The organism is Streptomyces roseolilacinus, assembly GCF_014649335.1.
In the GTDB taxonomy this organism is placed as follows: Bacteria; Actinomycetota; Actinomycetes; order Streptomycetales; family Streptomycetaceae; genus Streptomyces; species Streptomyces roseolilacinus.
On sequence record NZ_BMSV01000003.1, the window covers coordinates 508,187 to 531,122 of the forward strand.

The following is a 22,936-nucleotide window of genomic DNA, read 5'->3' on the forward strand; positions in this document are numbered from 1 at the left end:
GTCTCCTTGCTGGTCGACCGCCCGAGTGCCCGGAAACACCGGGGGCACACGGGGCGGGCGCGAAGAACGGGCTCCACCGCCCATCATGGCCCGGTCCCCGCCGCGAGGGTCGGCCGTACAGAGCCATGAGGGGCACGCCGCCCACCCCTCCGGCCCCGCGCGGGCTCAGCCCACGGCCTGCGCCAGCAGCCTCGCCGCCTCGGCGACGAGCTCGTCGTCGGCCTTCGCGTCCGGGGTGAACCGGGTCGTCAGGACGGCCAGCACGACCGGCGGCCGGCCGGGCGGCCAGGCGACGCCGGCGTCGTTGTTGCCGCCGTACCCGCCGCCGCCCGTCTTGTCCGCCAGGAGCCAGTCCGCGGGCAGGCCCTTGCGGAACCGCTCGCCGCTCGTCTGGTTGGCGAGCATCCACCGCGTCAGCCGCTCCCGGTCGTGCGCCGCGAGCGCGTCGCCGAGGAGCAGCCGCCCGTACGTGCGGCCGATGGCGCGCGGCGTGGTGGTGTCGGTGACCCGCCACGGCTCGGCCGAGTTCAGCTCCGGCTCCCACCGGTCCAGCCGGGTGACGCCGTCGCCCACCGAGCGGCAGAACCGGGTCACCGCGGTCGGCCCGCCCAGCTCGCGCAGCAGCAGGTTGCCCGCCGCGTTGTCGCTGCGGGTGAGGGTCGCCTCGCACAGCTCGGCGACGGTCATCCCGTTCGCCACGTTCTCCGGCCGCTCGGTGACGGGGGAGAAGCCCGAGTCCTTCACGTACTGCGCGGTGTAGTGGACGCGCCGGGCGAGCACCTCGCCGCCTTGGTCCAGGTCCCGCAGGACGGCGGCGACGGCGAGCGCCTTGAACAGCGACGCCATCGGGAAGCGCTCGTCGGCCCGGTACAGCACCGTCCGCCCGGTCCCCGTGTCGTACGCGAACGCGCCGAGCCGCGCTTCGTGCGTCCGTTCGAGTGCTCGCAGCCGTCCCTCGACGCGCGCCCCCGGCCCGCGCGGTCCCGGACCGGGCGCGGCGTGCGCGGGCGCGGCGGCCGCGACGGCGGCGGCCAGCGCGGCCCCCACCCCCGTGGCGAGGACGGCGCGGCGGTTCGGACGTGCACCGGCGGGATTCACGATGAGGGCCCCTTCACCTCGGACAGCAGGACGGTACCCCTCACGACGACCCCCTCCGCCCCTCTGGTTTCACCCGTCACGCCCTCGGCCGAAAATCGACCTCCGCCGGGGCGGGCGGGGCGTGACGGGGACACCCCGCCGTCCTCCGTGGCCCCGCCCCGCCGTGACACGCCCGCGACACGCCCGCGACACGCCCGCGGCGCGTCGCGACGATGGCGCCGGCCATCAGCAGTAACGTTTCTGCCAGTCATGTCGGATGTCGTGGCGCATCACGTGAATCCCGTCCGTGTCACGTCAGGATGCGCCTATGCACTTCTTCGTTCGGAGTGGGTCGTCGCCCCGATGAGCCAGAGCACCACACCGTCCCCTTCCACCTCCGCCCCGACCCCCGTCGAGGCCTTCGACGCCCTCTACGCCCGGGCCGCCCCGGCCCTGGTGCACCAGGCGTACCTGCTCACCGGAGGCCGCAGACACGCCTTCGACTCCGTCGAGCACGCCTTCCAGCGCGCCTGGGAGCACTGGCCGGAGGTCGCCTTCGACCCGGACCCGGTCGGCTGGGTGCGGGCGCGGGCGCACGAGTACGCGCTCGCCCCCTGGCACCGGTTCCGGCGCCCCGAGGCCCCGCCGGCCGACCCCGCGCACCGCGCCCTGCTCGAACTGCCGCCGCCGTACCGCCGTACCGTCCTGCTCTGCGACGGCCTCGGCCTGAGCGTGGAGGAAGCCGCCGCGGAGACCGCGGCCACCGTCCCGGCCACGACGAGCCGGCTGCGCCACGCGCGCACCGCCCTCGGCCGGGAGGTCCCCGCCCTCGCCGACCCCGACGCCCTGCGCGCGTGGCTGGGCGGGCTCGTCGCGGCGGTGTCGACCGCGACGCTCCCGCTCGCCCGGTCCGTCCGCACCGGCAGCGAGCGCCGCCTGCGCGCCCTGACCCGCACGGTGTACGGGGTGGCGGCCCTCCTCGTCGGCGCCGTCGTCCTCTCCGCGCTCACCCCTCCCTCCGACCGCCCCGAACCGCCCTCCCCCGACCGCGTCGAGCACGGCGTCCCGCACCGCGACGACCACGAGGCGCCCCGGCCTTAGGGAAGGCCCGGTCGGCCCGCGCCCCACGACGCGCATTCGCCCCCACGGACCCACCGGGGCGGAACGCGGACGTGCCCGCGCACCGGGAGGCGCGCGGGCACGTCGGGGGATCGCGGCGTCAGCCGATCGGGCCGCTCCAGCGGCTCGCCGGGGCGCCGAAGCCGGTGCCCGTGCTCAGCCAGGAGTACACGCCGTCGACCTTGCGGCCGTCGGCGGTGGTGCCGAGGTCGTAGAGGACCGCGGCGTCGTCCTTGCGGTCGCCGTTGTAATCGCCGGCCGTGAACTGGCTGTTGCTCCAGCGGAAGGCGCCGGTGCTCTCCCACTTCAGCGACGGGCCGCCGAACGCCGTGCCGGTGCTGGTGAAGGTGTACAGGTTCGAGCCGTACCTGCCGTCCGCGCCCAGGCCGCGGTCGTAGAACACGCCCACGTCCGCCTTGCCGTCGCCGTTGAAGTCACCGGACGCGACCTTGCCGGCGTTCCAGGTGAAACCGCCCGTCGAGGACCAGGTGCGCTGCGCGCCGCCGAAACCGGGGCCGGTGCTGTACCAGCTGTACAGCGCCGACAGGTTGCGGCCCTCGGGCGTCGTGCCGGCGTCGTAGAAGACCGACACGTCGTCCTTGCCGTCGCCGTTGTGGTCGCCCGCGACGAACTTCGACGCGGACCAGCGGAACGAGCCGGGGCTCTCCCACTCCAGGGTGGGCGAGCCGAAGGCCGCGCCGGTGCTGGTGAACGCGAACAGCGCGGAGCGGTACACGCCGTCGGCGTCCCGGCCGCGGTCGTAGAAGACGCCGATGTCGGCCTTGCGGTCGCCGTTGAAGTCACCGGAGGCGACCTTGCTGGCCCCCCACGTGAAGCCGCCCGGCGTCGTCCACGTGACCTTCGGCGCGGCGAAGCCCGTACCGGTGCTGTACCAGGTGTAGACCGACGAGATGTTCTTGCCGTCGGCGGACTGGCCGCCGTCGTAGAACACGGACACGTCGTCCTTGCCGTCGCCGTTGTAGTCGCCGGCGGTCAGCTTGGAGCGGCTCCAGGCGAAGCCGCCCGAGGAGGTCCACACGTTCTTCGGCGCCGCGAAGCCGGTGGCGTTGCCGAGGAAGGTGTGGAGCGAGGAGCGGTTCTTGCCGTCGTGGGTGACGCCGTTGTCGTAGAGGCCGACGAGGTCCGCCTTGCCGTCGCCGTCGAAGTCGCCGGACGCGACCTGCGACTGCTGGGGCAGGGCGCGGACCTGGCGGACCCAGTCACCCAGGTCGTCGACGCGGGCCTCGACGGCGTCCGTGCGCGTCTCGGTCTCGTCGGTGCCGAAGCAGCCGCCCTGCCAGGAGGCGCTGTTCAGCGCGACCAGCTCGACCTTGCCGTCCCGCTCGCGCAGGGCCGGGCCGCCCGCGTCGCCGCGGCAGATGGTGCCGCCGGCGCCGGCCACCCGGACGGTGCCGGCGTCCGGGGCGGCGCTGACGGTGAACGCGCCGCTGTGGAGCCGGTCCGGCACCCACGCCGTGCGGGTGCGGCCGTAGCCGAGGACGCGCAGCGTCTCGCCCTGCGCGGGCGCGGTGGAGGCAAGCAGCACCGGGTCGACGCCCGTGACGGGCTGGGCGAGCCGGGCCATCACCACGTCGCGGTCGGCGCGCGGCACGATCTCGACGACCTCGGTCCGGGTGCCGCCCGTGCCCGTGAGGTCGGCGAGGCCCACGACCACCGTGGTCTTCAGCCGGGGGGCGCCGGCCGGGACGGGGTACGCCCGCAGCGGGTCGTCCGAGAAGCAGCTGCTGGCGGTGAGGATCCACCGGGGGTCGACCAGGGCGCCGGTGCAGGCGCGCTCGCCGCCCACGTTCACGTAGGCGGTGAAGGCGTCCGTGCCGTCGGCGACCGCGTCACCGACGAGGGCCTGGGCCGGGCCGGTGGCGGTCAGCGCGCCTGCCGCGGCCACCGCGGCGAGAAGCGCCGTGCCCCGCACGGCGCGGGGCTTTCTGTCGGACACGAGGGGACTCCTAGCGGTCGGCTGCCGACCGTTCCGCGCCGTGTCCGGGGCGGCGCAACCCCGTGCGACGACCGCTGCACGGCGCCGGCCGCCCGTCGGCGGCCCGCACATCGCATCTCCCCCGGACACACGCGCGGTCGGCGCGTGTGGATGCCGCTCAAAAATAACTGATCATGGTCTGTTGTCAATCCGTCAGGAGCGCCGCCCCGGCGGCCCCTCGGCCCGGCCGCGCCCCCGCTCAGGGCCGGCCGGGGTGCCGCATCAGCTCCTGGAACATCGACATGCAGGACAGGCAGTGCCGGTCCGTCTCGTCGTCCTCCTCCCGGAGCGGCTGCCCGCAGAGGGCGGAGGACCGGTCCTGGCCGACGACGTGCCACACCAGGCCGGTACCGGTGGCGGCCGTACCGATGCGCATTTCGTACATGGCGGCTCTCCGTACGGTGGACGACGCTTGCCCCCAGCCCAGCACGCCCGCGGCCCGGCCGCCGCCGCTGCCGGGCCGTCCGGGTGAGTCACCAGGGCAGGAAGACGTGGACGTCCTTGCCCTCCGGCCGGGTCAGCACGGACACCTGCGTGGCGAGGGCGTTCACCAGGTGCCAGCCCACGGACCCGGTGTTGTCGGCGGGCGACCAGGGGCGGGGGACCGGCGGGCGCGGGTTGCTGTCCCGCACGACGACGTGGACGCCGTCGAAGGTGCGCCGCAGCCGCAGGGAGAACGGGCCGGGCGCGTACTGCACGGCGTTGCCCGTCAGCTCGGTGACGACGAGCAGCACGTCGTCGCGCCGGTCCGGTTCCGAGGGCGTCGCCGTGCGCTCCAGGGCGGCCAGGTAGCGGTCGGCGAGCAGCCTGGCCGCGGACACGTCCTCCAGCGCCCCGCCGAAACGAGCCTCCAGGTCGTCGGCGTCCCGCGGGTCGGCGCCGTCGTTCATGGGTGGGCCGGTGGCCACTGCGTCCTCCTCCTGTGGGTCGCCCGGTTGCGATCATCCGCCGGACGGGTGCCCCGCACGGCCGCCGCGATTCCTGCCCGTCGCGCGCCGGGCGGCGCGTACGGCGGACGCACTCGGCGGGGGCAGGCGCGGGGGCGGGACGTGGGGGGCCGGGGCGTGGACGTGGGGCCCCGCGGACGGCCCGTCCTGACGTGCGGGGCGCCCCGGCCGGTCCTACGGTGGCGGGGGCGGCCCTCCGAGGGCCGTACGGCAGGAGGTAGGGACGATGCGGCAGGACGAGTTCCTCGCCCGGGTGCGGGAACGCGGCGAGTACCGCGACCAGGACGAGGCCGCGCAGATCACCCGGGCGGTGCTGGGGGTGCTCGGTCACCACATCACGCCCGGCGAGGCCGCCGACCTGGCGGCGCAGCTGCCCGGCGACCTCGGGGACGTGCTCACCGCCGACACCGACGGCGGCCGTCCCGCCGAGCGCTTCGGCATCGAGGAGTTCTACCGGCGCGTCGGCGAACGCACCGGGGCGCGCCCCCGCACCGCCCAGTGGGACGCGAGCGCCGTCCTGTCGACCCTGGCCGACGCCGTCTCGGGCGGGGAGCTGAACCAGATCATCAGCCAGCTCCCCAGCAGCTACGCCGTCCTCTTCGGCAAGGCGGACCTGTCGGACTGACCACCCCGCCACGCGCCCCGCCCATCACCCCCGTGCCCGCCGCGCCCCGCGGCGGGCACCGCGGGGTCCACGCCGTGGCGGGACCCGTCCACCGGCCACGCGCCCGCCAAGGCCGGCGACGGCGGCCCCGGCACGGCGCGCCTCACCGCCGGGCAGGCCCGGTACGTCCGCCTCCCGGGGTGGGAACGCGGCACGGAGTCGGGGATACTCGCTCCGTGAGGTCGGCGTCCACGACGGGAGCGGATGACATGGCGGACGGCGGGACCCGGGCGGGCGTCCGGCGGGCGCGGTGGCGAACCCTCGGCGCACCGCCGTTCGCCGCCGCGGCGCTGACCGGCACCGTCGCCGTCTACATGGCGCTGGTCGCCTTCGGGAACATCACGGACTTCGGGACGAACCGGGAGTTCGTCCGCCACGTCCTCGCCATGGACACCACCTTCAAGGACCCCGACCTGATGTGGCGGGCCGTCGAGTCGCCCGCCCTCCAGGACGCCGCCTACGTGGCGATCATCGTCTGGGAGACCCTGGCCGCCTGCGTCCTCCTCCTCGCCACCGGCCTGTGGTGCGCCGCGCTGCGCCGGGGCTCCTCCGCGCGTGCCCGCGCGGCGAGCACGGCCGGGCTGGTCATGGTGCTGCTGCTGTTCGGGCTCGGGTTCATCGCCATAGGCGGCGAGTGGTTCGCCATGTGGCAGTCCTCCGACTGGAACGGCCTCGACGCGGCCGCCCGCAACGTCATGCTGGCCGCGTTCGCCCTCGTCGTGGTGCACCTGCCGCACCCGGCCGCGCGGGACGACGGCTGAGGCGGCCCGGCCCCGCACCGGGGCCGGGCCGCCGCGGCTCACACGCGCGTTGCCTCCCCCTCCCGGGCGGGCCGCCCGGCCGGCCGCCGGGCACCGCCCCGCGGCCGGGCCTCGCCGCGGGCGTGGAACTCCACCGCCAGCGGCGCCGCCGTCAGCATCGACGAGTACGTGCCCACGACGACGCCGATCAGCAGGGCCAGCGCGAAGTCCGTCAGCGACCCGGCGCCCAGCACCGCCAGCGCGGCCAGGATGAACACCGCGCCCATGCCCGTGTTCAGGGTGCGCGGCACGGTCTGGAGCAGCGCCGTGTTGGTCACCCGCGCGAAGGACCGCCCCCCGTGGGCCGCCCGCAGCTCGCGGATCCGGTCGAACACGACGACGGAGTCGTTCACCGAGTAGCCGATGACCGTCAGCAGTGCCGCCAGGAACACCCCGTCGACCGGTTTGCCCAGCCAGGCGAACACCCCGACGAGGATCACCGCGTCGTGGACCATCGCCACGACCGCCGCCGTCCCCAGCTGCCAGCGGAACCGCACCGCCAGGTACAGCAGTTGCGCGCCCACCGCCACGGCGAGGGCGACGAGGGCGCCCTGGCGCAGCTCCGCGCCGAGGCTCGGCCCGATCAGCTCGTCGCGGACCTTCTCCGCCTTCCCCCCGGCCAGCGCGCCGACCGCCTCCCCGATCCGCGCCTCCTCGTCGTTCGACATCCCGTCCGTGCGCACCGTCAGGCCGCCCTCGCCGGACGACTGCACCACGGCGCGCGGGAACCCGGCGTCGGCCAGCGCGTCCCGCGCCCGGTCGACGTCCACCGGTGACGACGTGGAGTACTCCACGAGCCGTCCGCCGGTGAACTCCACCCCGAAGTCCAGCCCCCGTACGAAGATCCCGGCGACCGCCAGCAGCAGGGCGGCCGCCGACACGGCGAGCCAGCGGCGACGGCGGCCCATCAGGTCCGGGTCGCGGCGCGTCAGCCACTTCCGCACGGTGCCCGTGCCGCCGATGCCGGACAGGTGCGGGCGCCGCCGCACCGCCGCGCGGGCCACCGCGAAGTCCGCCAGGGCCCGCGTCACGACCAGCGCGCTCACCATCGACGCCAGGACGCCGATGCCGAGCGTCACGCCGAAGCCCCGGACCGGGCCCGACGCCAGCAGGAACAGCAGGACCGCAGCGATGAGCGTGGTGATGTTGGAGTCCGCGATGGCGCTGAACGCCTGCCGGAACCCGGTCGCCAGCGCCGAGCGCAGACTCCTGCGGGCGGTCCCGCGCCGCGCGTACTCCTCCCGGGCCCGTTCGAAGACCAGGACGTTCGCGTCGACGGCCATGCCGATCGCCAGCACGAAGCCCGCCAGGCCCGGCAGGGTGAGCGTGGCGCCCAGCGCGGCCAGCGCGGCGTAGGAGATGGCGCCGTAGCAGGCCAGCGCCAGGACGGCCAGGGCGCCCAGGAGCCGGTACACGGCGATGACGAACAGGCCGGTGAGGACCGTGCCGATCACGGCGGCCTGCGCGCTGCTGCGGATCGCCTCCGCGCCCAGCGTCGGGCCGACGGTGCGCTGTTCGACGGTCTCCACCGGGACGGGCAGCGCGCCGCCGTTGACCAGCAGCGCCAGTTCGCGCGCCTCGTCGCCGCCGAAGCCGCCCGTGATCCGGGTCGAGCCGCCGACGATGCCGGTGCGGCAGCCGACCTCCCGGTCGACCTGCGGCGACGAGATCACCTTGTCGTCCAGGACGATCGCCACCCGCCGGGCCGGGTCGCCGAGGGCCGCGCACGCGGCCTGACCGGTCAGCCGGGCCCACTTCCCGCCGCCCCCGTCCTTGAACTCCACGTCGACGTACCAGCCCAGGCCGTTCTGCGGGTCGATCACGGCCTTCGCCTCGGCCACGTCGGCGCCGGTCAGCGACGGCGGTCCCAGCCGCAGGCGGCGGCCGTCCTCGTCGGCCAGGACCAGTTCCCCGGGCCGCTGGGGGAGCGGCTGGCCGGGGCCGGAGGGGGACGCGCCGGCGGCGCCGACGACGGGGTGGAAGGTGAGCTGGGCGGTGCGGCCCAGCACGTCGGCGGCCTCGCGCGGGTCCTGCACGCCGGGCAGTTCGACGATGATCCGGCGGTCGCCGGAGCGGGTCAGGACGGGCTCGGTGACGCCGAGCGCGTCGATGCGGCGGCGCAGGACCTCCACGGTGCGGTCGGTGGCGCGGGTGTCGGCGGTGGCGGTGGGGGAGTCGCGGGTCTCCAGCACGATCTGCGTGCCACCGCGCAGATCGAGGCCCAGGCGGGCGGGGACGGTCACGGCGATGTACACGGACAGGGCGACGACGGCGAGGGCGAGCAGCGCTCGCACCCGCATGGCGCGGGTCAAAGGGGCCTCCGGCAGGCAGGACCGCGGCCGCGCGCGGCGGCACACGGGGGAAGGGGGGAAGGGTCAGCCGACTGGAGGGAGGGGAGGGGCGCGCCCGTTGCGGCGCGTGGGCCGGTGGACGGGGGAGGCGTCCGGGGCCGGCGCGGGAGCGGCCGGGCCGGCCGCGGGCGGTTCGAGTACGGGCGGCGACGGGGGCGGGGCCGCGCCGGTGGGCGGCGGCACCGCCCGCGTGCCGGAGACGTCCGCGTACGGGCGCGGCGCGGTCGAGCAGACCGCCGCGCACGGGTCGCCGTCGGCGGCCGCGTGCCGCGTCCCGGCCGGGGACGGGGCGGAGGGGGACGGGGGAGCCGCGTGGGCGGCGGGGGCGAGGACGCCGAGCACGGCGAGGAGCACCGCGGCCACCGCCGCCGCGGCCGCGCCGAGGGCACCCGCCGCACGGCGTGCTTCCGCACGGCGTGCGGGCGGTGCGTCGTACCGCGGCATGCCCCCTCCTCCCCTCGTGTCGTGCCTACCCCGCCGAGCGCCCGGTCACGGCTCGATGAGGCCCGCCCGGATGGCGTACCGGGTCAGCTGGAGGCGGTCCCGCAGGCCGAGCTTCTGCAGCAGGTTCGCCCGGTGCCGCTGCACCGTCTTGACGCTGATGACCAGCATGTCCGCGATGTCCTTGGAGGAGTGGCCCTCCGCGACCAGCTTGAGGACCTCCTCCTCGCGCGCGGTGAGGACCCGGTCGGGCGGCTCCCCGCCGTGCCGGGCCCGCTCCAGGTAGTCGCGGACGAGGGCCGTCACGGCGCCCGGGTACAGGAACGGCTCGCCGCGCATCGCCGCCCGGCACGCCGCGACCAGGTCCCGGTCGGCGACGGACTTGAGCACGTACCCGCAGGCGCCCGCCTTCAGGGACTGGAAGAAGTACTGCTCGTTGTCGTACATGCTCAACATGAGGATCCGCAGCGCCGGGTGGCGCGCCGACAGCTCCCGCGCCGCCTGGAGGCCCGTCATGCGGGGCATGGCGACGTCCAGCACGGCCAGGTCGACGGGGTGCTCGCGGGCCATCGCGAGGGCCTCGGCGCCGTCCCCGGCCTCGGCGACGACCCGGAGGTCCGGCTCGCCGTCCAGGATGAGCCGGACGCCGCGCCGGACCAGCGCGTGGTCGTCGGCGAGCAGGATCCGGGTGGTGCCGTCCCCGGGCCGGTTCACGCGGGCCTCCCGGCGGACGGCACGGTCAGGGTCACCCGGGTGCCGCCGTCGCGGCCGCGGGTGATGTCGAGCGCGGCCCCGGAGAGCAGGGCGCGCTCCCGCATGCCCCGGATGCCGGCGCCCTCGCGGGCCACGCCGACGCCCCGCCCGTCGTCCTCCACGGACAGCGCCACCCCCTCCGGCACGCGGCGCAGCGCCAGGTCGACGCGGGTCGCCTCGGCGTGCCGGGCGGCGTTGGTGAGCCCCTCCTGCGCGACCCGGTACAGCACCAGCTCCGTCTGCCGGTCCAGCGCCGGCAGGTCGGCGTCGAGACGGCGCCGCACCGTGAGCCCGGTATGGGTGGCGAAGTCGTCGGACAGCGACGTCAGCGCGCTGACCAGGCCCAGGTCCTCCAGCACCCCCGGACGCAGCCGGCGGGCGAGCCGCCGCACCTCGTCCAGGCTCGACCGGGTGATCTCCTGCGCCTGCTGCAACTCGGCGCGCAGCGGCTCCGGGGCCCGGTCCGCGGCCCGCTTCAGCCCGAGCAGGACCGCCGTCATGCTCTGCCCGACCTCGTCGTGCAGTTCCTGCGCGACCCGCCGCCGCTCCGACTCCTGCGCGGACAGGGCGCGGGCGCTGCTGGTGGCGCGCTCCGCCTCCAGCCGGTCCAGCATGTCGTTGAACGTGCGGATCAGCTCCGCCACCCCGCCGCTCCCCGGCACGGGCAGCCGCTGGCCGGGCCGCAGCAGGTCCACGGTCGTCATCTCCCGCGTCAGCCGCTCCAGCGGCGCCAGCCCGACGCGCAGCAGCGCCGCGTTGGCGACCAGCATCACCGCCAGCCCGCCCACCAGGATCACCGCCTCCGTCAGCAGCACCGGCACGGAGACGGTCACCGGCGCCCACAGCAGCAACGCCGTGGCCGCACCGAGGACCAAGGCGTTGAGCCCGAAAATCCGCCAGAACAAGGACACGGCGCACGGAACCTTCCTGTAAACCCACAGATGCCACCACTATCCCCGGCGGCCCGGACCCGTGGCCACCGGGCGGGTACGAAGCGGCGGAACCCTGCCGTCCGCACCCGCCCAGCCTGCCCGGCCCCCGCCCCGCCGTCGATGGGTCGCCCCACCCATCCGCCCCGCCCCCCACCCCGCCGACCTGCGCGTTCCTGCACCCCGCGCACCACCGGAAATGGGTGCCGCGCCCCATGGACCCGCCGCGTCCGGCGGGTCAGGGTGGAAAGCCGGCCGCCCGGCTCACCGGGGCCCGCCGCGGCGGCCCTCGCGCCTTTCGCCCCGTCCGTCCCCCAGGAGGAGTACGCCATGACGCTCGGCAGCGCCGCTTCCCCAGCCGTCCCCGGACGGCTGACGGACCACGAGGCCCGGCAGCGCCTCGAACACGAGCGGGAGTCGCGGCTCACGCAACTGAAGGCGATCGAGGCGGCCGGCGCCGGACAGCAGGCCGCCGACGACCTCCTCGCCGCGCAGCGGGCCTCCACGCGACGCGTGCTGAAGGAGATCGACGCGGCGTTCGAGCGCCTGGCCGACGGCACGTACGGCAGGTGCCAGGACTGCGGCGAAGCCGTCCCGGCCGAGCGCCTGGAGATCCTGCCCTACACCCGCCACTGCGTCGGCTGCCGGCGCGGCACCGCCTGACCGGCGGGGCCGGCCGCCCGGCGCGACCGGCGGCCACCGGCCCCGCCCACCGGCCCCGGGCGGTCGGGCCGGCCGCGTGCCGACCCCGGTCCGGCACCTGCCGGGTCCTTCGTGTTCCCCGTCCCCCTGTGGAGTTCCCCGTGCCCCCGTGGAGTGGTGATCCGTGAGCAACCGGACCGCCCGCGCCGACGACGCGGGCCCGACCGCCGACGACGCGGGCCTGACCGCCGCCGACGTCGCGGCCCTGCGGCAGGACCTCCAGGAGCAGCGACGCTTCCGGCTGGAGCAGCTGGCCCGGATGGCGCGGCCCGCCCCCGGACCCGCGGCGGGTCCCGGCACCCGCGACGGGGCCGCGGCCCACCGGGAGGTCCGGGCCGAACTGACCGCCTCCGCCCGGATGGTCCTCCACGACGTGGAGGCGGCCCTGGAGCGGATGGACCGGGGCGGCTACGGCACCTGCCGGCTGTGCGGCGGCCCGATCGGCCTGCGCCGGCTGGTGATCGTCCCCCAGGCCCGCTACTGCGGGCGCTGCCACCGGGCCCGGGAGGTGCGCCGGTGAGCACCGGCCGGCCGGGGCCCGCGCGCCCCCGCCGCGCACCGGAGCCCGCGCGCCGGCCGTGCCCGGGGTTCGCCGTCGAACTCGGCAGCGCCCGCACCCGCGTGTGGGCGCCGGGCCGCGGCGCCGTCCTCGACGTGCCCACCGTCACCTTCCCGGCCACCGGCGGCGTCCTCCACCCGGTGCGGCGCGGCGCCATCGTCGACCCCGAGGAGGCCGGCCGGCTGCTGCACCGGCTGCTCGCCCCCCGCATCCCGCCCGGCGCCCGGCCGCTGATCGCGCTCACCACCCCCGTGCTGGGCGGCGTCGCCTACCGGGCCGCCGCGCTCGGGGCCCTCGGGGTGCTGCGGCCCCGCCGCGTCCTCACCGTCCCCGCCGCCCGGGCCGCCGCCCTGGGCGCCGCCGCCGACCTGGCCGGGCCGCTCCTCGTCGTCGACGTCGGCGCCCAGCTGACGGAGGTCGGCCTCCTCGCCGACGGTGCCGTCACCAACGCGTACCACGCGCTCCTCGGCACCGGTGACCTCGGCGGCGCCACCACCCCCGGCGACCTGGTCCGCGCCGCGGCCCGGATGGTCACCGACGTGTTCCGCGCGGACCGCACCCCCCTGAGCGCCGAGGCGCTGCGGCGCGGCGTCCTCCTCACCGGCGGCGGCGCCCTGCGCCCCGAGATCGTCCACGGCCTCGCCGCCCTGCTGCGCGCGCCGGTCCGCGCGGCCCCCTCGCCGCACACCGCCGCCGTGCGCGGCGCCGCCACCGTCCTCGTACCGCCGCACGGCGGGCCCGCGCCCGGCGTCCTCGCCGACGACACGGCGGGCTGAGCGTTTCGTGCGCGCCGCGGCGGAGTGCCTTCTTCAGATCGGGGCGCCGCTCCGCCATGATGAGCCCCCGTCAGCCACCGGCGGAGAGGACGGTTCATGGCCAGGCTCCGGATGGGACAGGGCGTACTGCGCAGGAAGCCGATCGAGCACATCGAGGAGGCGGAGGGGGCGCCCGGCGAGCAGCTCGCCCGCACGCTCGGCCTGTGGCAGCTCACCGCGATCGGCGTCGGCGGCATCATCGGCGCCGGCATCTTCACCCTCGCCGGGACGGTGGCCAACGGCACCGCCGGGCCCGCCGTGCTGGTGTCGTTCCTCATCGCCGGCGTCGCCAGCGCGGCCGCCGCCTTCTCGTACGCCGAGTTCGCCGGGCTCATCCCGAAGGCGGGCTCCGCCTACACGTACGGGTACGCGGTCCTCGGCGAGCTGGCGGGCTGGTTCATCGGCTGGGACCTGCTGCTGGAGTACACGGCGATCGTCGCGGTCGTCGCCATCGGCATCTCCGGCTACTTCAACTTCCTGCTGACGGAGACCGGCGCCGCCCTGCCGGCGTGGATGCTCGGCGCGCCCGGCACGGGCGAGGGGCACCGCGTGGACCTCTTCGCGGCGCTGCTCTGCCTGTTCATCGCCTACCTGCTCACCCTCGGCATCAGGAACGCGGCCCGCTTCGAGACCGTCGTCGTCGTGCTGAAGGTGCTGGTGGTGCTCCTGGTGATCGTCGTGGGCTTCTTCCACGTCAAGAGCGACAACTACGCCCCCTTCTTCCCGTACGGGGTCGGCGGCGCCTTCACCGGCGCGGCGACGGTCTTCTTCGCCGTCTTCGGGTACGACGCGATGAGCACCGCCGCCGAGGAGTCGAAGGACGCCCAGCGCCACATGCCCAAGGCGATCCTCTACTCGCTGGCCATCGCCATGGTGCTGTACGTCCTGGCCTGCCTGGCGCTGACGGGCATGCAGAAGTACACGGAGATCGACCCGGAGAGCGGGTTCTCGACGGCCTTCAAGTCGGTGGGGCTGGGCGCCGTGGCCGACATCGTCGCGGTGGGCGCCATCATCGGCATCCTCACCGTGATGTTCACCTTCATGCTGGGCGTCACCCGGGTCTGGTTCTCCATGAGCCGCGACGGGCTGCTGCCGCGCTGGTTCGCCAAGACCCACCCGACCCGGCACGTCCCGACCCGCGTCACCTGGATCGTCGGCGTGGCGTCCGCGGCCATCGCCGGGTTCGTGCCGATCGGCGAGGCCGCCGAGCTGACGAACATCGGCATCCTGCTCGCCTTCGCCGTCGTCTGCACCGCCGTCATCGTGCTCCACTACCGCCGCCCCGACCTGCCGCGCGCCTTCCGCACCCCGTTCATGCCCGTCACCCCCGCGATCGGGGTGGTCGCCTCCGTCTGGCTCATCACCTACCTGCGGGTGGAGACGTGGCTGCGGTTCGCGGTGTGGTTCCTGGTCGGACTCGTCGTCTACTTCGGCTACTCGTACCGGAGGTCGGCGCTCGCGGCGGAGGAGCGGCGCACGACCGGCGGGTGACCGCCCCGGCGCCCCGCCGGCGGCCGCCTACGACTCCAGGTACCTGAGGACCGCCAGGACGCGGCGGCTGTAGCCGGTGGCCCGGGACAGGTCGAGCTTGTCGAAGACGGTGTTGAGGTTCTTCTCCACCGCGCTCACCGAGATGTGCAGCTTCTCGGCGATGGCCGCGTTGGTGTGCCCCTGCGCCAGGGCCTCGAGGACGCTGCGCTCGCGGGGCGTGAGGCGGGCCAGCGGGTCGCCGTGCGTGGTGCGCAGGACCAGGTGCCGCACCACCTCGGGGTCGATGGCGGCGCCGCCCGCGTGGACGCGTTCCATGGCGTCGAGGAACTCCTCGACCTGGGCGACGCGGTCCTTGAGGAGGTAGCCCACCCCCTCCGCGGTGGAGGCCAGCAGCCGGGCCGCGTAGTGGCGCTCGACGTGCTGGGACAGCACCAGGACGCCGACCCGCGGCCACCGCTCACGGATCTCCACCGCCGCGCGCAGCCCCTCGTCGGTGTGGGTGGGCGGCATCCGGACGTCCAGGACGACGACGTCCGGCCGCCGCGCCGCCATCGCCTCCAGCAGCGCCTCCGCGTCGCCCACCGCGGCCAGGACCTCGTGCCCCTCCTCGGCGAGCAGCCGGACCAGGCCCTCCCGCAGCAGGGTCGAGTCCTCGGCGATCATCACGTGCACGGCAACTCCGCGGTCACGGTGGTGGGTCCCCCCGGGGGGCTGTCGATGCGCAGGGATCCGTCGAGCGCGGCCACCCGGCCGCGCAGCCCGCTCAGGCCGCTGCCCGCCGGGTCCGCGCCGCCCCCGCCGTCGTCCTCGACCCGTACCACCAGGACCCCGTCGCGGAGCGCCACCCGGACGGAGACGGCCGTGGCGCCGGAGTGCTTGGCCGCGTTGGTCACGGCCTCCGACACCACGAAGTACGCGGCGGTCTCCACGGGCCGCGGAAGCGGCCCGCCCACCTCGTACTCCGTGCGGAGGGGGAGGGCGCACCGCCCGGCCACCCCGCCCAGCGCCTCCTCCAGCCCCAGGCTGTCCAGTACCGAGGGGTAGACCCGCCAGGCCACCTCGCGCAGTTCGGTGAGGACGTCCCGGGACTCCTGGTGCGCCTGCCGGAGCAGGGCGTCCGCCCGCTCGGGGTCGCGCTGCCTGCGCGCCCTGCCGAGCAGCATGGCGAGCGCCACTAGGCGCTGCTGCACCCCGTCGTGGAGGTCCCGCTCGATGCGGCGGCGTTCCGCGTCCACCGCGTGCACGACCGCGGCCCGGCTCGCGGCCAGTTCGTCGACGCGTCGGCGCAGCAGCTCGGACTCGGAGGGGCCGAGGAACTCGCGGGCGATCCGCGCGTCCAGGGCGGCGAGCGAGTGGAGCCCCTGCAGGTCGAGGAAGAGCAGCACCCCGCCGAGCAACGCCTGCGTCAGCAGTTCGTCCCAGTGGAGCGTGCCCTGGACCGCCCCCCTCAGCAGCAGCCCCACCAGGACGGCGCCGAACCCCAGCAGTCCGGTCACGACACCGCAGAGGAGCCCCGCGTACGTGCGGGCCGCGAGGTAGCGCAGGACCTTCCGGTCGGACGCCGCGTAGTGCTCGGGGAAGCGGTCCCCGAAGAAGGCGGTCCGGCGGACCCGTTCCAGGGCGGTCAGCCGGCGGGCTCCCGCCATGAGGAGGCCGAGGGCGGCGGACCGGGTGAACGGCCAGAGCAGGAAGGCCCCGAGGGCGGAGCCGGCGAGCAGGAGGTACAGGAGGTGCAGCAGGGCCGTGGCGCAGCCGAGGAGCGCACCGAGGACCCTGCGCGGCCGGGAGGGGGCGCGGCGGACGTCCGCGGGGCGGACCGGGGCAGCCGGGGCCGCGGGGTGGTGGGTGGTGCCCGCGAAGTCCCCTTGCACGGGCGCCGAGCCTAGTGCGGGCCGCACGCCCGGAGCAAGATCGGCCGTGCCGCGCGGGCGGGTCACGAACCGCGGCGGTGCTGGGCCCGGTTCCGGCCGCGCAGCCGCTGGACCACGTACACCGCCAGGGCGACGACCACCAGGGCGAGGACGACCTTGGAGAGGACCCCGACGTACTTCTCCACGGTCGTCCACTGGTCCCCCAGCCAGTAACCGGCCATCACCAGAACGGAGTTCCAGATCAGGCTGCCGAGCGTGGTCAGCACCAGGAAGAGCGGCAGGGGCATGCGCTCCACTCCGGCGGGGACGGAGATGAGGCTGCGGAAGATCGGCACCATGCGGCCGAGGAAGACCGCCTTGGTGCCGTGCCGCGCGAACCACGCCTCGGTGCGCTCCAGGTCGGAGGACTTCACCAGCGGCAGCTTCGCCCAGATGGCGTGCATGCGGTCGCGGCCGAAGGCCCTGCCGATCCCGTAGAGGGCCACGGCCCCCACGGTCGATCCGAGCGTGGTCCAGAACAGCGCCGAGACCAGGCTGAGCACCCCCTGCGCGGCGGCGAACCCGGTCAGCGGGAGGATCACCTCGCTGGGCAGGGGCGGGAACAGGTTCTCCAGCGCGATGGCCAGCCCGGCTCCGGGACCGCCCAGGGTGTCGACGAGATCGGTGGCCCAGCCGGCGACACCGCCCGTGGGTGCCTGGGGTGAAGCCGAGGACGTGAGGTGCACGGAAGTCTCCAAACTGGCGGGTCGGTCGCCCGGGTGGGCGACCTGTTGTCCCTCCACGTTAGAAATCGCTGGTCAACGACGGTATGAGGAAGGCCGTCAGGCCCGGTGATGTTCTCCGCAGTACCCGCCCTGCGGAAAACCGCACCGCCCGGGCCGGTACGGGCGATCGGATCACGTCATCCGCGGGCCGCCGGGAGCGGGGTGGCGGCGCGGCCGGGCGGGGTGTCCGGCGGAATTACAGAGAGCGGGAACTCTGTTAAAAACCGGCCAACTTCCGAGGCTTGTCCGCCACCGCGCCGAGGGGGCACAGTCATGCCCGCGGCGCTTCCCCACCACGCGTCGCCGGGCCCGAGGGCGCGGAACGGCACCTCGCGTGCCGGGCAGCCGCCGCCCCGACGGACGTACTTGTCATGCATTCGTCAAGCCCATCGTCCCCTTCCGCAAAGGAACAACGATGTCCCTCACGCGCAACCGACTGCTCACCGCCGTGCTGGCGATCACGGCGCTGGCCGCCACCGGGACGCAGGGGGCCCACGCGGCCACCGCTCCCGTACCCGCCCCGCCCGCCGGCCACTACCAGCCGGAGATGGTGCACGCGCTGGCGCAGTCGCTCGGCGTCAGCGACGCGGCGGCGACCCGGAGACTCGACAGCCAGGCCGACCAGCAGAGGGTCCTCGACCGCCTGGAGCGCGACGGGGTCCGCACGGACGGCGCGTTCTTCGACGACGCGTGCTGCCTCGTGGTGAACGTCGCGGACGGGCGGGCCGCCGACGCGGTGCGGGAGGCCGGCCTCCGGGCCCGCATACCGGCGCGCGGCGAGGCCGCGCTCGACCGGGTCAAGGCCGCCCTCGACGCGCAGGCGGCCCGGCAGGTCCCCAAGGGCGTGACCTCCTGGAAGGTGGACGTCGAGACCGACACCGTCACCGTCACGGTCGCGGACCGGACCACGGCCGCGGCCCGCGCGTTCCTCGCGGCGGCCGCGCGCCACGGCGGCGCCGTCCGGGTCGTGGAGGACGAGGACGTCCTCGAAGCCCAGACCACCGTGTACCCCGGCAGCCGGATGAACATCAACAACGATCCGGGCAGCTGGTGCTCGGTCGGCTTCGGCGCACGCGACGGCCAGGGCCGCCAGCACCTCGTCTCCGCCGGCCACTGCGTGGCGGGCGGTCCGGGACTCTACTTCGACAACGACCGGTTCGCCGTCGGCGAGTACTCCCGCTACCGCGAGGGCTACAACAGCGTCGACATGGGCACCGCGCGGGTGGACGCCGGCGACGCGATCGCCACGGCGGTCGGCACCTGGGGCAACGGCAGCCCGATCGCCGTCAAGGGCAGCCAGCGGGCCGCGCGGGGCGCCACGGTCTGCAAGTCCGGCGCGACCACGGGCTGGACCTGCGGAGCCGTCGAGTCCTACAACGTCTCCGTCACCTACACCAACCCCCGCACCCGCGTGCAGACCCTCGTGACCGGCCTCGGCACCTCCTCGGTCTGCACGGAGGGCGGCGACAGCGGCGGCGCCTACATCTCCGGGAACCAGGGCCAGGGGATGACCTCCGGCGGCCCGACCGGCCAGCAGTGCAGCGGCGTGTACGGGGCGGGCTCGTCCTACTTCCAGCCGCTCGACGACGCCCTGCGGTACTACGGGCTCACGCTGAACACCAACTGAGCCCCCGGGGCGGCCCACCCACGGGCGGGCCGCCCCGTACAATCCCCCCACCTCATCCCCCCACCCCCTTTCCCCGCTCGTGAAGCCCCCCAGCTCGTGAAGCCCCCCAGCTCGTGAAGCCCCCCTCGCTCGTGAAGGCCCCATGCCGCACCCCTTCGCCGTCGATCCTCCGGGAACCCCGCCGCACGCGGCCGCCCCACGGCCGCACACCGAGCCCGCCGCCCCGCAGGCGGGGCCGCACCCCACCCCGGAGGAGCCGCGACGGACGGCTCCGGCCCCCGCCGGGGGGCGCGCCGCGCCCGAGCCCGCCGCGCACCCCCCGGCCACCTTCGCCGAAGCGCTCCGGCAGGCACTCCGCCTGCGGGGCCTCCCCCTGCAACGCGTGTGCGACCGGCTGGCCGCGCACGGCGTACGGATCAGCCCCGCCACGCTCAGCCACTGGCAGCGCGGCCGCAGCCTGCCGGAGCGCCCGCAGTCCCTGCGGGCGGTGCGGACGTTGGAGGAGATCCTGGCCGTGCCGCACGACCACCTCGTGGGACTCCTGCAACCCCACCGGCCGCGGGGCCGGGCGTGCGCCCAGGAGCAGGACGTCACCGCCTCGCGCCGCGTCTTCGCCCCCGGATCGGAGGTGGAACGGGCCCTCGGCGACGCGTTCGCGGACTTCAACCGGGACATCGCCCCGCTCTCCGTCCACGAGTCGGTCTTCCTGGGCGAGGACCGCTGCGTCCGCCACCTGTCCGTCACCCAGGTGCTCCGGGCGATCCGCGACGGACCCGACCGGCTGACCCTCGTGCACCAGGTCGACGAGGGCGTGTCGCCGGACGTCGACTTCACCGTCGGGTGCGGCACCCTCGGCGCGGTGCGCGTGGACGAACCCCTGCGCTGCGTCGTCGCCGACATCCTGCTGGGCCGGCGGCTGAGCCGCGGGGAGACCGCCGTGGTCCGCTACGACATCGACTTCCCCTCCGGGCCCCTCCCCAGCGCGTTCTACGAGCGCCGCACCCGGACGAACCTGCGCGAGTACCTGCTGCACGTCTCCTTCGCGCCGGCCGCGATGCCCGCGAGCTGCCACAGGTACTACCGGCGCCGGACCGACGCCCCGCGGGAGCAGGTCGCCCGCCTCGTGGTCGACGCCTCGCGCACGGCCCACCTCTATCCCGGCAAGTGCACCCCCGGCGTGCACGGCGTGTCCTGGGCCTGGCCGCCCCGCCCCGGCGACGCGGACTGAGGCGCCACGCGCCGGCCGCCCGGCGCGTGCGGCGCGCGGACGGCCCCGCCCCCGCCACCGGTCGGGGCGCGGCCGTCCGCGAGCGGGTCCAGAGGACGGCGTCGGGGACCCGGGGGCCGTGGATCGCGGCGGGGGAGGTGGACGGCACCCCCTGGCTGCCGAGGCCCCGGCCGTCGGGGGGCGACGTGCCGGACGAGGAACCGGCGGGGTGTCAGGGCCGGTGAACGGAGGGCTCGGAGGACTCGGCGGGGGCGGCCGGGCGGGCCTGCACGATGCGCCACCGGTTGTCGGCGGTGCCGTCGTCCGGGCCCTGGACCACGAACGCGCCGACGGCGGTGGAGCCGTTCTCGACGGCGAGCAGCCTGCCGCTGTGCGCGTTGCGGATCCCGTGGGTCCCGTCCCCCCGGTCGAGCAGGATCCACCGGTGGTCGGCGGTGCCGTTGTCCGACCACTGCAGGACGGCCGCGCCGTCGGCCGTGGACATGTCCCGGACGCCGAGCACCTTGCCGCTGTGGACGTTGCGGAAGCGGACCGCGTCCCCGTCGTCGATCATCTCCCAGTCGTGGTCGGCGGTGCCGGAGTCGTGCCACTGCAGGGCGCGGCCCCCGTCGGCCGTGGACATGTCCTGGATGCCCAGGACCAGGCCGCTGCCCGCGTTGACGAGGCGGACGGGGGCGGCGCCGCCGGTCCTCCAGTAGACGGTGTAGTTGTGGCCGTGCGCGTCGTGGAAGGGGCCCAGGGCGACGGGGGAGCCGTCGGCGGTGGCGGTGAAGGCGAGCGCGCCGCCGGTCCGTCTGATCGAGGAGGCGTCCAGGTACGGCAGGGAGCGGAGCGGGGTGTCGCCGTAGTCGCCGGACAGGACCACCGGGCCGTAGGTGATCGCGGCGACGTCCGGGTCGTCGCCGGTCGGGCGCAAGGCGATCCGCATGGGCAGGCGGACGGTGACCGTGTCGCCGGAGGTCCAGGAGCGGGACAGGGAGGCGTACGAGCCGGGGGTGGTGGCGACGTCCTGGACGGCCCCGTTGACGCTGACGGTGGCCCCGGCGGTCCAGCCCGGGATGCGGACGCGCATCGTCCAGGTCCCGCCGACGTCGCCGGTGACGCGCAGGGTCGTGGTGTCGCCGGCCGGGAACGACGTGGTCTGGGTGACCGTGATCCCGCGCTGCGTCCAGGTGAGCACCGACGGCACGAAGAGGTTCACGATCAGCGTGCTGTCGCGGTGGAAGTAGACGGAGTCCATCAGCCGGGTGTGCATCTCCAGGCCCGTGCCCTGGCAGCACCAGAAGGAGTCGTAGTCGGTGCTCCAGGTGCCGCCGCCCCACGCCGGGCCCACACCGCGCCGGCCTCCGGGGTTGAGCGGGGTGAAGTAGGTGACGTGGCCGTGGGCGTCCGCCGGGTTCTGCTGGCCGATCATGTGGTTCAGCCACGCCCGCTCGTAGTAGTCGAACAGCGCGGCCCGGTCCGGTTCCAGGGTGAACAGCTCCCGGGTGAGGGCGAGCATGTTGAAGGTGTTGCAGCTCTCGCACGTGTCCTGCGTCAGGTGGCCGGCGATGGCGTGCGGGGCGCGGAAGTGCTCTGCCCGGCTGTTGCCGCCGATGGCGTAGGTGTGCGCGCCGACGCAGATGTCCCAGGCGTTGGCCGCGATGTCCCGGTAGCGGGCGGTGCCGGTGGCCTTGTACTCCCGGGCGGCCCCGATCCACTTCGGCACCTGGGTGTTGGCGTGCAGCCCGTCGAGCCGGTCCTGGCCGGCCGCCAGCGGGTCGAACACCGCGGCGTGGTCGAACCGCCGGGCGACGGCGAGCCACCGCGCGTCACCGGTCTGCTGGTACAGGTCGGTCAGCACGGCGTTCATGCCGCCGAACTCGGTTCCCAGCATCGTCTGCGTCTGCTGGGCGCTCAGCCGGCCGGTGCGCCGGTCGACCCACCCCGCCAGCGCCAGCAGTACGTCGCGGGCCTGCGTGCTGCCGAGGTGGCGCCACACGTCCAGCAGGCCGGCGAGGGTCTTGTGGATGGTGTAGTACGGCACGTTGCCGTTGGTCAGGGTCCGCTGTTCGAGGGCGGTGAAGTCGGACTCGGGGTAGCCGGAGAGGTACCCGGGGCTGAACCCGGCGGCGCCGTTGTTGGCCTGGCACCGGGCCAGTTCCGCCACCATGTAAGTCGCCTTGTCCCGGCAGACGGTGTCCCCGATCACGGCGTACAGCTGCGCCCACGCCGTGAGGAAGTGCCCCTGGACGTGGGTGCGGAAGGGGAAGGCCGGCGCGTCCCAGCCGCCGTTGGCGGCCGCGCCGCGGGTGGACAGGCGGTGGTTGGCGCGGAAGTTGTACAGCAGCCGGTCGACGTCGACGAACCGCAGGTAGGCGCGCGTACGGTTCTGGTTGTCCAGCCACCGGCTCGCGGTCAGCCGGACCTGGCCGAGCGCGAAGGGATGGGCGCGGACCCCGAAGTCGGGCCGGACGGGGGGAACGGCCGCCCGGGCGGGGGAGCCACCGGCGAGCGGTCCGGCGGAGGCGGGGGCGAGCGGTCCGGCGGCGGTGGCGGCGGCGGTGGCCCCGGCGATCCGCAGGAGGCGCCGTCTGCTGACGGAGGAAGACATCGTGCGTCCTTTCCACGAGAGGAGAGCACTTGCTTTGTGGCGGTGCTTTCGTGCGGGCGCGCTTCCGAGGGGCGGGGCGGACGCGGGGGCGGCGCCCCCGCGTGACCGTGGTGCCGCCGCCCCGTCCACCGTCGGCGGGCGGAGGGGGAGCCGCCGGACGCCGGCACCGGAGCGGCCCGGAACGGCGGTGGCGAGGCGTCACAATGTTC

The 22,936-nt window shown here is 75.5% G+C and carries 21 protein-coding genes; 9 read left to right on the top strand and 12 right to left on the bottom strand.

Translation table 11 applies throughout. From position 1 onward, the window contains the following. Nucleotides 1-165 precede the first annotated feature (165 nt). Nucleotides 166-1,098 carry a class A beta-lactamase gene (bla, locus tag IE106_RS09500; RefSeq protein WP_189531903.1) on the bottom strand — a complete coding sequence of 311 codons (933 nt, stop codon included), beginning with the start codon at nucleotides 1,096-1,098 and terminating at the stop codon, nucleotides 166-168. Between the two features lie 342 nt (nucleotides 1,099-1,440). Here bla and IE106_RS09505 point away from each other — a divergent pair, with 342 nt between their 5' ends. Beyond that, complete coding sequence (locus tag IE106_RS09505; RefSeq protein ID WP_229840206.1) at nucleotides 1,441-2,178, top strand: sigma factor-like helix-turn-helix DNA-binding protein; 738 nt, start codon at nucleotides 1,441-1,443, stop codon at nucleotides 2,176-2,178. Nucleotides 2,179-2,296: 118 nt separating this feature from the next. On the opposite strand, the gene IE106_RS09510 is transcribed toward IE106_RS09505, so the two are convergent. From IE106_RS09510 to IE106_RS09520, 3 genes are all read right to left on the bottom strand, one after another. After that, on the bottom strand, nucleotides 2,297-4,153 hold the full coding sequence (locus IE106_RS09510; protein WP_189531907.1) for an FG-GAP-like repeat-containing protein: 1,857 nt from the start codon (nucleotides 4,151-4,153) through the stop codon (nucleotides 2,297-2,299). 238 nt (nucleotides 4,154-4,391) lie between these two features. Continuing rightward, nucleotides 4,392-4,577 carry a hypothetical protein gene (locus tag IE106_RS09515; RefSeq protein ID WP_189531908.1) on the bottom strand — a complete coding sequence of 62 codons (186 nt, stop codon included), beginning with the start codon at nucleotides 4,575-4,577 and terminating at the stop codon, nucleotides 4,392-4,394. Between the two features lie 88 nt (nucleotides 4,578-4,665). Next, nucleotides 4,666-5,100 (bottom strand): ATP-binding protein, encoded by a 435-nt coding sequence (locus tag IE106_RS09520; RefSeq protein WP_373295924.1) that lies wholly within the window; start codon nucleotides 5,098-5,100, stop codon nucleotides 4,666-4,668. A 265-nt stretch (nucleotides 5,101-5,365) separates the two neighbouring features. Between IE106_RS09520 and IE106_RS09525 the strand changes: the two genes are divergently transcribed. Continuing rightward, entirely contained in the window at nucleotides 5,366-5,764 is a 399-nt protein-coding gene (locus IE106_RS09525; protein ID WP_189531910.1) for a DUF2267 domain-containing protein, read from the top strand. Nucleotides 5,765-6,012: 248 nt separating this feature from the next. After that, nucleotides 6,013-6,564 (top strand): DUF2165 domain-containing protein, encoded by a 552-nt coding sequence (locus IE106_RS09530; RefSeq protein ID WP_189531912.1) that lies wholly within the window; start codon nucleotides 6,013-6,015, stop codon nucleotides 6,562-6,564. Between the two features lie 38 nt (nucleotides 6,565-6,602). Here the strand turns inward: IE106_RS09530 and secD are convergent, their stop codons facing one another. The 4 genes from secD to IE106_RS09550 all read right to left on the bottom strand — a co-directional run bounded on the left by secD (nucleotide 6,603) and on the right by IE106_RS09550 (nucleotide 11,059). Continuing rightward, entirely contained in the window at nucleotides 6,603-8,903 is a 2,301-nt protein-coding gene (gene secD, locus IE106_RS09535) for a protein translocase subunit SecD (RefSeq protein WP_229840207.1), read from the bottom strand. A 75-nt stretch (nucleotides 8,904-8,978) separates the two neighbouring features. Next, nucleotides 8,979-9,398, bottom strand: coding sequence for a hypothetical protein (locus tag IE106_RS09540; RefSeq protein WP_189531917.1), 420 nt, complete (start codon nucleotides 9,396-9,398; stop codon nucleotides 8,979-8,981). 45 nt (nucleotides 9,399-9,443) lie between these two features. Beyond that, on the bottom strand, nucleotides 9,444-10,109 hold the full coding sequence (locus tag IE106_RS09545; protein ID WP_189531919.1) for a response regulator: 666 nt from the start codon (nucleotides 10,107-10,109) through the stop codon (nucleotides 9,444-9,446). Then, on the bottom strand, nucleotides 10,106-11,059 hold the full coding sequence (locus IE106_RS09550; RefSeq protein WP_189531921.1) for a HAMP domain-containing sensor histidine kinase: 954 nt from the start codon (nucleotides 11,057-11,059) through the stop codon (nucleotides 10,106-10,108). Before IE106_RS09550 ends, IE106_RS09545 begins: the two co-directional genes overlap by 4 nt. A gap of 348 nt (nucleotides 11,060-11,407) precedes the next feature. On the opposite strand from IE106_RS09550, the gene IE106_RS09555 reads away from it, so the two are divergent. The 4 genes from IE106_RS09555 (at nucleotide 11,408) to IE106_RS09570 (ending at nucleotide 14,644) form a co-directional block, all read left to right on the top strand. Beyond that, nucleotides 11,408-11,740: a TraR/DksA family transcriptional regulator gene (locus IE106_RS09555; RefSeq protein ID WP_189531923.1), complete on the top strand. Its 333-nt coding sequence runs from the start codon at nucleotides 11,408-11,410 to the stop codon at nucleotides 11,738-11,740. A 163-nt stretch (nucleotides 11,741-11,903) separates the two neighbouring features. Then, nucleotides 11,904-12,299 carry a TraR/DksA family transcriptional regulator gene (locus IE106_RS09560; protein ID WP_229840208.1) on the top strand — a complete coding sequence of 132 codons (396 nt, stop codon included), beginning with the start codon at nucleotides 11,904-11,906 and terminating at the stop codon, nucleotides 12,297-12,299. Then, complete coding sequence (locus IE106_RS09565; protein ID WP_189531925.1) at nucleotides 12,296-13,114, top strand: rod shape-determining protein; 819 nt, start codon at nucleotides 12,296-12,298, stop codon at nucleotides 13,112-13,114. The genes IE106_RS09560 and IE106_RS09565 overlap by 4 nt, the downstream gene beginning before the upstream one ends. 96 nt (nucleotides 13,115-13,210) lie before the next feature. Continuing rightward, a complete protein-coding gene (locus tag IE106_RS09570) occupies nucleotides 13,211-14,644 on the top strand; it encodes an amino acid permease (protein ID WP_189531927.1) in 1,434 nt (477 codons plus the stop codon). A 27-nt stretch (nucleotides 14,645-14,671) separates the two neighbouring features. Here the strand turns inward: IE106_RS09570 and IE106_RS09575 are convergent, their stop codons facing one another. The 3 genes from IE106_RS09575 to IE106_RS09585 form a co-directional block, all read right to left on the bottom strand. Next, nucleotides 14,672-15,307: a response regulator gene (locus IE106_RS09575; protein ID WP_229840246.1), complete on the bottom strand. Its 636-nt coding sequence runs from the start codon at nucleotides 15,305-15,307 to the stop codon at nucleotides 14,672-14,674. Then, nucleotides 15,307-16,515, bottom strand: a complete 1,209-nt coding sequence (locus IE106_RS09580) for a sensor histidine kinase (RefSeq protein WP_189531931.1) — start codon at nucleotides 16,513-16,515, stop codon at nucleotides 15,307-15,309. The genes IE106_RS09575 and IE106_RS09580 overlap by 1 nt, the downstream gene beginning before the upstream one ends. A gap of 62 nt (nucleotides 16,516-16,577) precedes the next feature. After that, nucleotides 16,578-17,240 (bottom strand): DedA family protein, encoded by a 663-nt coding sequence (locus tag IE106_RS09585; protein WP_189531933.1) that lies wholly within the window; start codon nucleotides 17,238-17,240, stop codon nucleotides 16,578-16,580. A gap of 454 nt (nucleotides 17,241-17,694) precedes the next feature. On the opposite strand from IE106_RS09585, the gene IE106_RS09590 reads away from it, so the two are divergent. Then, entirely contained in the window at nucleotides 17,695-18,906 is a 1,212-nt protein-coding gene (locus tag IE106_RS09590) for a S1 family peptidase (RefSeq protein WP_189531934.1), read from the top strand. 142 nt (nucleotides 18,907-19,048) lie between these two features. Beyond that, complete coding sequence (locus IE106_RS09595; RefSeq protein ID WP_229840209.1) at nucleotides 19,049-20,134, top strand: XRE family transcriptional regulator; 1,086 nt, start codon at nucleotides 19,049-19,051, stop codon at nucleotides 20,132-20,134. A gap of 211 nt (nucleotides 20,135-20,345) precedes the next feature. Here the strand turns inward: IE106_RS09595 and IE106_RS09600 are convergent, their stop codons facing one another. Next, entirely contained in the window at nucleotides 20,346-22,727 is a 2,382-nt protein-coding gene (locus IE106_RS09600) for a beta-L-arabinofuranosidase domain-containing protein (protein WP_189531936.1), read from the bottom strand. Nucleotides 22,728-22,936: the final 209 nt, after the last annotated feature.

What these genes read in the sequence shown, in the direction of transcription:
- IE106_RS09515 (WP_189531908.1), bottom strand. Translation starts at nt 4,577, where the DNA reads ATGTACGAAATGCGCATCGGTACGGCCGCCACCGGTACCGGCCTGGTG.
- IE106_RS09595 (WP_229840209.1), top strand. Translation starts at nt 19,049, where the DNA reads ATGCCGCACCCCTTCGCCGTCGATCCTCCGGGAACCCCGCCGCACGCG.
- IE106_RS09525 (WP_189531910.1), top strand. Translation starts at nt 5,366, where the DNA reads ATGCGGCAGGACGAGTTCCTCGCCCGGGTGCGGGAACGCGGCGAGTAC.
- IE106_RS09590 (WP_189531934.1), top strand. Translation starts at nt 17,695, where the DNA reads ATGTCCCTCACGCGCAACCGACTGCTCACCGCCGTGCTGGCGATCACG.
- IE106_RS09600 (WP_189531936.1), bottom strand. Translation starts at nt 22,727, where the DNA reads ATGTCTTCCTCCGTCAGCAGACGGCGCCTCCTGCGGATCGCCGGGGCC.
- IE106_RS09505 (WP_229840206.1), top strand. Translation starts at nt 1,441, where the DNA reads ATGAGCCAGAGCACCACACCGTCCCCTTCCACCTCCGCCCCGACCCCC.
- IE106_RS09555 (WP_189531923.1), top strand. Translation starts at nt 11,408, where the DNA reads ATGACGCTCGGCAGCGCCGCTTCCCCAGCCGTCCCCGGACGGCTGACG.
- IE106_RS09570 (WP_189531927.1), top strand. Translation starts at nt 13,211, where the DNA reads ATGGCCAGGCTCCGGATGGGACAGGGCGTACTGCGCAGGAAGCCGATC.
- IE106_RS09575 (WP_229840246.1), bottom strand. Translation starts at nt 15,307, where the DNA reads ATGATCGCCGAGGACTCGACCCTGCTGCGGGAGGGCCTGGTCCGGCTG.
- secD (WP_229840207.1), bottom strand. Translation starts at nt 8,903, where the DNA reads ATGCGGGTGCGAGCGCTGCTCGCCCTCGCCGTCGTCGCCCTGTCCGTG.
- IE106_RS09530 (WP_189531912.1), top strand. Translation starts at nt 6,013, where the DNA reads ATGGCGGACGGCGGGACCCGGGCGGGCGTCCGGCGGGCGCGGTGGCGA.
- IE106_RS09540 (WP_189531917.1), bottom strand. Translation starts at nt 9,398, where the DNA reads ATGCCGCGGTACGACGCACCGCCCGCACGCCGTGCGGAAGCACGCCGT.